This window comes from bacterium (assembly GCA_026398675.1).
Classification (GTDB): domain Bacteria; phylum RBG-13-66-14; class RBG-13-66-14; order RBG-13-66-14; family RBG-13-66-14; genus RBG-13-66-14.
The window spans coordinates 1-8,218 of sequence record JAPLSK010000359.1; the positions used below are offsets into that span (position 1 = coordinate 1).

Consider the following 8,218-nt stretch of genomic DNA (forward strand, 5'->3'; position numbering starts at 1 on the left):
AGGCCATGTACGCCGCCAAGCAGGGCGGGCGGAACCGGGTCTGCATCGTCGGCGTCGCCGCACCGGTCGGAGTCGGGAAGGAGATCCCGCCCGAACCGGAGAAGAAAGCGGAGGAGCTCCCCGTCGTGGACCTCGACCGTCCCCGCGTCCGGACGGAGCGCCGCCGGCCCCGGATCGAGCCCCGCAAGCCCGAGCCCGCCAGGCCGGAAAACGGGATCCTCCACCGCCTCAAGGGCCTCCTGGCCGACACCGCGCCCCGGACGCTGGTGGACCTCTCCGCCGAACCCCGCCTGGGCCTCTCCGCCCTGGCCCCCTTCAGCGTCCACGAGTGCGCCGGCGAGCTCTTCATCGTGGAGTACTACCGGAACCTGGTGCACCGCTACCCCATAGAACGGGCGTTGGCCGAGCTTTCCGGTCGGCGGGCCGAACCCCGCGCCGCCGGGCTCCAGGGGCTCCGCCTGAAAACACTGGGCAAGGGCGGGGGGAGGACCTTCCTCAACCCCGCGGCGGTGGCCGTGGACGACCTCGGCTACCTGTGGGTCGCCGACAGCCAGAACCACGAGGTGAAGAAGCTCGACGACGACGGCGGCCTGTTGCAGACCTTCGGGGGCATGGGCCAGGCCCGCGGGCGGCTCACCCTCCCCCTCGACCTGGACCACGACGGCGAGCGGCTCATCGTGGCCGACACGGGGAACCGGCGGATCCAGGCCTTCGGCGTCTCGGGCAGGGTCGAGCTCGAGGTCGGCCTGCGCCCGGCGCCGGGGGGCGTCCTCCCCCGGCCGGAGAAGCTCTCCGTGGGACCCGACGGCCGCATCTACGTCCTGGACACCGGGGCCAACCGGATAATGGTCTACGACGGCGAGGGGCGCTTCCTGGCCGAGCTCGCCGGATAACCACATCCTGCTCCTGCGGCTGTAATTGCGCCCGAAGGGAAAATCCCGCAATACGAAAAACGCGCACTAACCCCGTAGGGCGGGGATTTGCCGGGGGCATAGCTCGCTTCGCTCGGTTCCCATCCCCGCCGAAAAAGGCATAAAAACCGCTAAGCGGCGGCGGGGTTAGGAAACCCCGCCCTACGAAAAAATTAAAGACATTGAGAAAAAACGGCCCATAAAATCGAAATAGGGGGGCGATGACCGGAAGCGCCCGAACGATTTTTCCAAATGCGACCAACCCCCGTCCCGGATGGGGACACGGACTTTCAACCCGGAGCGTGCGATGAAGATGCGAAATGCGGCGGCTTCCTTTATTCTGGCGACCCTGGTCCTCACGGTCGGATGCGCCTCCAGGGCCACCACCCCCCTCCTGGCCTACACCACCGGCAAGGGCGGCGCCGAGGAGGTTTACATCCACGACGTCGAAACCGGCCAGACGCAGCAGCTCACCTTCACCCGGGGCCTCAAGGGCGCCCCGGCCTTCTCCGCCGACGGGCGCTGGGTCCTCTACGCCTGCGACTTCGACGGGGACTGGGAAATCTACCGCGTCCCCGCCGAGGGCGGCGAGGTCGAGCAGCTCACGGCCAACCTCACCCCGGACCGCTTCCCCGCCCCCGGCAGCCAGGACGAATCGGTGGTCTACCTGGCCTTCGACGCCGCGGGACCGTTCTTGAGGCACCTGGACGAACCCGGCGACCCGGCCACGACGACCGGCGTTTCCCCGGACCTCATGCGGGAGCCGGACGCTCTGGTCCTCGACCGCGCCGGGAGTCTGGCGGCGTGCGTGTACGCGGGCGACATCCGGCTGCTGAACCTGCGGTCGAACCGCTTCCGCGACCTGGTGGCAGGCCCCGCCGACGACGTGGACCCGGCCTTCACCGCCGATTCCCACGCCCTGGTATTCGCGAGCGACCGCGCCGGGGACTACGACCTCTACGTCGTGGACCTCGAGTTGGGGGAGCCGGTCCGGCTGACCGACGACGCCGGGAACGAGCGCCACCCCGTGGTGGACGCGGACAACCAGACCGTTTATTTCTACGGCGAGATAGGCGGCCGCCCGGGCGTGTACCGGCGGGCGGAAACCCCCGTGGGCGCGCCGCCCCCGGAACTAATCCTCGGCCTCGAGGAGGAGCTTACCGGGCTGGCCCTCTGGCCGTGAGACGGCTCATCTTTCTTTGCTTAATTCCGGCGTTCACGGCCTCGGCCGCCGAGAGCGCCGAGTACACCGCGGCCACGGCGGGGGCGGGCCTCATTTACTCACTCGATCCCGAAAACCCCGACCGCTGGTACGTGGACTTCGCCGGCGCCGAGAGCGACTGGCGAATCACGGTGTACCGCACGCCGGAGCACCTCTTCCTCACCACCCCGATCTGGGTGGAGGGGGAAGGCATCCCGGCCCCGATGCAGCGCTGGGCGCTCGAAAGGAGCTTCGACCTGCCGCTCGTCAAGTTCGCCCTGGACCCCACCGGGACCCGGCTGCACCTGGCGGCGGACCTGCGCACCCCCGACACGTCCCCCGGGGCGTACCTGGAGGTGCTCCTGGAGCTGGCGGCGACGGCGGAGCGTGAGCACGCCCTCTTGCGCGACAAGGAGACAAGGGGTTTAACCGAGCGAAGCGAGTAACGCCCCAGCGAAACTCCTTGCCTCTCCTCGACTACGCGAACCCTGAAACCGACGGTGGCCCTTGATTCTGCGGCGCATCACCCTCTACTTTCTGATCCTCTTCTTCCTGGTCGGGGTGGGCATTTTCACCTATTCCAACGCCCTCATCAACCGGCTGGAGAACGAGTACCGCTCCATATCCATCGCCTACGCCGACGTCTCATCGGCCATCATCAGCGCCGTCACGCGGGGGGACGTGTCGCTGGACCTTTTGAAGGAGATAACCGAATCCCTGCGGCGCATGCTGAAGTTCCCCGCCATCGTCGTCTCGGCGGACGGGAATCAGATAGAGTGCCGCAATCTGCCCGGCGACCTCCAGCCGGTGGACGCGGCCTCGCGGCTGGAGGTGCTGCGCCTGGCCGCGGAGATGGATAAGGACAACGACCCCATCCCCCTGGTCGAGCGCCGGGTGCACGAGCCCGCCGGAACGGTGGAGGAGCGCCTGGTCGCCACGCTGCACTACTCCTCGCCGGAAATGATCACCACCCTCTCCTGGCTGCCCGTGGTGGGCATCGCGTTCATCTTGATTTTCGGCGGCCTCGGGCTCTTCGCCAACCACCGCTTCCGCCTATCGGAACAGCAGGCCATCTGGGTGGGACTGGCCAAGGAGACGGCCCATCAGCTCGGCACCCCCGTCTCGAGCCTTCTGGGGTGGCTCGAGCTTCTGGGGGAGGATCCCGCCGCCATCGGCAAGATTCAGCCGGATATAACCCGCGATGTGAAGCGGCTGGAGCAGATAGTCCACCGCTTCGCCGAGGTGGGCCGTACGCCCGAGCTGGAGAAAACGGACCTCCGCGCAGTGGTCCACGAGGCGGTGGAATACTGCCGCAAGCGCATCTCCCTGGCCAACGTCAAACTGGTGGACGAGCTGGAGGACGTGGGGCTCGTGCCCCTGTCCGCCGTCCTCTTCGGGTGGGTGATCGAGAACCTGGTGCGCAACGCCGCGGAGATTCTGGCGAACCCCGGTGACGGCGGCAAGAGTGGGCGTCGGAAACCCGGCCGGGGCCTGATAACGGTCCGTCTCCGGCGGGAGGCGAAGGTGGTCGAGCTGGAGGTGTCCGACACGGGGGCGGGGATGAACTGGTGGATGCGGCGCCGCGCCTTCGACGCCGGGCACTCCACCAAGGCCCGCGGCTGGGGCCTGGGGCTGACCCTGGTGCGCCGGATAATCGTCGAGTACCACCACGGCCGCATCCGCCTCAAGAGCGCCCCCGGCGAGGGAACCCGCTTCACCATCACCCTGCCGGCGTAGGGAACCCCGCGCCCCGTCCCGGCGTTTCCAAAGTCCCTTCGCGCCGCGCGAACGAACCGGCGCCCCGGCGCCCCGAACCAAAAGGAGACCGTGGAGAAACGCCGCATCCTGTGGGTGGACGACGAGATAGAGCTGCTGCGCTCCCAGGTGGTCTTCCTCGAGCGCCGCGACTACGAGGTCATCGGGGTCACCAACGGCGACGACGCCCTGGCGAGGGTGCTCGAGGAGCGCTTCGACGCCGTGCTCCTGGACGAGCACATGATGGGCCTCTCGGGCACCGAAACCCTGGCCGAGCTCAAGCGGGTGAGACCGAACCTCCCCGTGGTAATGGTCACCAAGGGCCAGGAAGACTCGCTGATGGACGAGGCCTACGGCCTGGCCGCCGACGACTTCGTGGTCAAGCCGGTCACCCCGACCCAGCTCGCCGGCGTCCTCAAGCGCATCCTGGACCGCGAGGCCCTCGAGACCGCCACCCTGGTCCAGCGCTACATGACCGAGCTCCGCCAGCTCGACCAGACGCGGGACGAAATCGCCGACTGGAAAGGCTGGCTCGAGCGCTACGTCTCCCTGGTCAACTGGGACATAAATCTCGAGACGGCCCGGGACCCCGGTCTCCACGAACTGCACGACCAGGTCCTGCGCGAGGACAACGCCCTCTTCGCCCGCTACGTCAACGAGAACTACCGCGGCTGGGTGGCCGACGGGGCAAACCGCCCCATGCTCTCGGTGGACATCCTCCCTAAAGTCGTAACACCCTTCCTGAAACAGAAGCGGCCGGTCTACTTCATCGTCATAGACGCCATGCGCTACGACCTCTGGCTCCTGTTCCGCCGGCTCCTGGAGCCCTACTGGCTCGTGGACGACTTCCCGTACCTCTCGATCATCCCCACGAGCACGAACTACGCCCGGAACGCGATTTTCGCCGGTCTCTTCCCGAGCCAGATCGCCGAGCAGATGCCGGAGTACTGGTCCGAGCTTTCCGAGGAAGACACGGGGCTGAACCAGCACGAGGGCCAGCTCATGAACGCGTGCCTGGACCGTCTTGGGGTGAAGCTCCCGGCCCGGCCGCGCTACAAGAAAATCCGCGGCGGCAGTACCGAGCCCAGCGTCCTCGAGCTCTTCCGCGGCTGGCACGAGACCACAATCTACGCACTGGTGGTCAACTTCGTGGACCTTTTGACCCACGAGCGGTCCAACCTCCAGGTGCTCTCGGAGATGAGCGACACGCCGCAGGGGTTCCGCGCGGTGGCGGCGGCCTGGTTCGCCCACTCGAGCCTCTTGGCGGGGCTGAAGGAGCTGTCGAGCCGGGACGTCACCGTCGTCATCACCTCGGATCACGGCAGCATCCAGACCGAGCGGGCCGTCATCGCCTACTGCGACAAGAGGACCTCCAAGGGCCTGCGGCTCTGGTTCGGCCAGAACCTGCGCTTCGAGGGCGAGGGGGCGCTTCTGATCAGCCACCCCGCGGAGTGGATGCTCCCCGCGGAGCACATCGGCAAGAACTACCTCGTGGCGCTGGAGGACTACAATTTCGTCTACTCGTACTCGAAGAACGAGCAGCGCCGCTTCTACGCGGGCGCCTTCCAGCACGGCGGCATCTCCATGCCCGAGATGATCGTCCCCTGCGCCGTGCTGCACCCCAAGACCCTCCGGCGGTCCGGGCGATGAACGACCCCGGCGGACCGCTGTTGGCGGCCATCCGACTGAGCGCCCCGCCGCCGGGGACGCGCGTCCTGGTGGCGGTGAGCGGCGGGGCCGACTCCACCGCCCTTCTGGCGGCGCTCGCCGAGTCCGGGCCGGGACTGGAGCTGGCCGTGGCCCACTTCGACCACGGCCTGCGGCCGGATTCCGCCGACGACGCCGCCCACGTCGTCGGATTGGCGGACCGGCTGGGGCTGGAATGCCACGTCCGGCGCTGGCGGGCGGCGGCCAAGGGCGAGGCCCGCGCCCGGGAGGCCCGCTACGATTTTTTGCATAAAACCGCCGACGACGGCGAGTTCGAGCGCATCGCCCTGGGGCACACCCGCGAGGACCAGATCGAGACGGTGCTGGTGAACCTGGTCCGGGGGGCGGGGCTCGACGGGCTGGGCGGGATGGAGGTGCTTGACGGGCCGCTGTGGCGGCCTTTCCTGGACCTGGACCACGCCGCGTTGCGGGCCTACCTCGCCGACCGCGGCCTGGACTGGCGGGAGGATCCCACCAACGAGGATCCGGGGGCGGCCCGAAATCTGATACGCCGCGAGGTCCTGCCGCTTCTGGTGAGAATCAACCCCGGGGCCGTCGCCGCCGTGGCCCGGACCGCGGGGATTCTACGGCGCCAGCGGGCCTACCTGCGCGCCGCGGGGGAGGAGCTGGCAGAGCGGGCTTACCTCACCGAAGGCCCGTGGGGCGTGGTTTACTCGGGTCCGCTCCTCGCCCTGGCCGGCGAGGCGCTGCTCTACGAGGCGCTGAGGGCGGTCTGGGCCGGGGAGGTCGGCTGGCGCGGGTTTCTCGAAAGCGGCCACCTGGAGAAGATGGCGGAGCTGGTCGCCGGGGGGAAGGACCAGGGCGCCGTGGACCTGCCCCGGAGCCGCAGGCTCTCCCGGTGCTGGACCCAGGTTTGCCTGGGACCGAAGCGCCCCCCGCCGCCCCCCGCCGGGCTGGAGATTACCGGGCCGGGAAGCTGGATGTGGGGCGGGTGCCGCGTGGAGCTGACCGCCGCACCGACGGCCCGGGGCGGTGACTCCATCCCCGTCGGGGAGGAGAACCTGCCGCTCACCATCCGGTCGCGGCTCCGGGGAGAGACCGTCCACCTGGCGGGCCTGGGCGCGAAGACGCTGAAAAAGCTCTTTACCGAGAACCGGATGCCGTCGTGGGAGCGGTCGTACCACCCCGTGGTCGCCGACGCCGGCGGTCTCCTGTGGATCCCCGGTCTGGCCGCCGACGAGCGGTGCCCGAGGCGGGGCGCCTGGCGCCTCGTCGTGAATCGGTTACAATGACGCCTTCCCCACCCCAACCGAGGAGCCGACGTTGAAGAGAGCAGTTTTGTTCCTCCTCCTCCTCGCCGTCGCCCTGCCGATGGCCGCGGCGGCCGACACCACCGGGGACGAGAGCCCCTCCTGGACCGAGACCCAGACCGCCGACTTCAGCCTCCTCGGCATCCTGGTGGCCATCGTCATGGGCCTCTTCACCTTCATCACCCCCTGCGTGCTGCCGGTAGTGCCCGCCTTCATCTCCTACATGAGCGGCCTGTCGCTGGGCCAGATAACCGGCAAGGAGCTGGAGGCGCTGCCCGCGGACGAGAAGCGGGAGCTGAAGCGGATGAACCGGCGCAAGATGGTCAAGAACGCCCTTTTCTTCGCCATCGGGGTCATCATCGTCTACGTGCTCATCGGGGTGGTATTCGGCGTCCTGGGCATCGCCTTCAGCCCCGCGAGCCCGGCGCGTATCTGGGTCTTCCGGGTCCTGGGGGCCGTGGTGGTCCTCTTCGGCGTGCACATGACCGGCCTGGTGCGCATCCCGTTCCTGGACTTCCTGGGCGGCGGGGGGACCAAGGGCGGCGGCGGGAGCGCATGGCAGAGCGTCGTCATGGGCCTCTCCTTTGCCTTCGCCTTTTCCGCCTGCACCATGGGCTTCTTCGGCGGCATCATGGGCATGGCCATGACTAAGAGCAACATCTTCGGGGCGGTATTCTTGGCGGCGGCTTACGGCCTCGGCCTAGCCATCCCTTTCATCCTCACCGCCCTCGCGGTGGACGCCTTCTTCGGCTTCTTCAATAGAATCAAGAAGCACATGAAGGTGGTGGAGATAGTCGGGGGATTGTTGTTGATCGCGCTGGGGGTGCTGATGATTCTGGACTTGTTGCAGGCGGTCCTGGCGTTTTAGGCGTTCGGCTGTTTGCGTTGACGTAGGGGCGACCCTCTGTGGTCGCCCGCGAATTGTGATGACGTAGGGCGGGGTTTCCTAACCCCGCCGCGTTCTACCCCTCACCCTAGCCCGTAAGCGCGCTTCCCCCCAGAGGGGGGAGGGGACCGCTTCACATCCCGTCCCGGCCCTTGCTGCGATGCGATGATGTAGGGCGGGGTTTCCTAACCCCGCCGCTTTTTCAACGGTGGCCCTCACCCCCGGCCATCGTAAATGTAGGGCGGGGACTTTAGTCCCCGCCGCGTTCTACCCCTCACCCTAGCCCTCCCCCCAGAGGGGGGAGGGGACCGCTTCACATCCCGTCCCGGCCATTGCTGCGATGCGATGACGTAGGGCGGGGATTCCATCCCCGCCGCGTTTTTATTTATAAGGAAGCCCTCACCCCCGGCCATCGTAAATGTAGGGCGGGGACTTTAGTCCCCGCCGCGTTCTACCCCTCACCCTAGCCCGTAAGCGCGCTTCCCCC

The 8,218-nt window shown here is 68.0% G+C and carries 7 protein-coding genes; all 7 read left to right on the top strand.

The window, feature by feature from the left end:
* The coding region (locus tag NTW26_10865) for an NHL repeat-containing protein (GenBank protein ID MCX7022752.1) at nt 1-893 on the top strand (893 nt) is incomplete at its 5' end.
* 325 nt (nt 894-1,218) lie between these two features.
* Nucleotides 1,219-2,094, top strand: coding sequence for a hypothetical protein (locus NTW26_10870; protein MCX7022753.1), 876 nt, complete (start codon nt 1,219-1,221; stop codon nt 2,092-2,094).
* Complete coding sequence (locus tag NTW26_10875; GenBank protein ID MCX7022754.1) at nt 2,091-2,558, top strand: hypothetical protein; 468 nt, start codon at nt 2,091-2,093, stop codon at nt 2,556-2,558. The genes NTW26_10870 and NTW26_10875 overlap by 4 nt, the downstream gene beginning before the upstream one ends.
* Before the next feature lie 61 nt (nt 2,559-2,619).
* Complete coding sequence (locus tag NTW26_10880; protein ID MCX7022755.1) at nt 2,620-3,849, top strand: HAMP domain-containing sensor histidine kinase; 1,230 nt, start codon at nt 2,620-2,622, stop codon at nt 3,847-3,849.
* 90 nt (nt 3,850-3,939) lie between these two features.
* Entirely contained in the window at nt 3,940-5,517 is a 1,578-nt protein-coding gene (locus NTW26_10885; protein ID MCX7022756.1) for a response regulator, read from the top strand.
* Nucleotides 5,514-6,827: a tRNA lysidine(34) synthetase TilS gene (tilS, locus tag NTW26_10890; GenBank protein ID MCX7022757.1), complete on the top strand. Its 1,314-nt coding sequence runs from the start codon at nt 5,514-5,516 to the stop codon at nt 6,825-6,827. Before NTW26_10885 ends, tilS begins: the two co-directional genes overlap by 4 nt.
* 31 nt (nt 6,828-6,858) lie before the next feature.
* On the top strand, nt 6,859-7,713 hold the full coding sequence (locus NTW26_10895; protein MCX7022758.1) for a cytochrome c biogenesis CcdA family protein: 855 nt from the start codon (nt 6,859-6,861) through the stop codon (nt 7,711-7,713).
* Nucleotides 7,714-8,218 lie beyond the last annotated feature (505 nt).

Bases quoted from the DNA above. Each gene is read 5' to 3' on its own strand.
- NTW26_10870 (MCX7022753.1), top strand. From the start codon at position 1,219: ATGAAGATGCGAAATGCGGCGGCTTCCTTTATTCTGGCGACCCTGGTC.
- tilS (MCX7022757.1), top strand. From the start codon at position 5,514: ATGAACGACCCCGGCGGACCGCTGTTGGCGGCCATCCGACTGAGCGCC.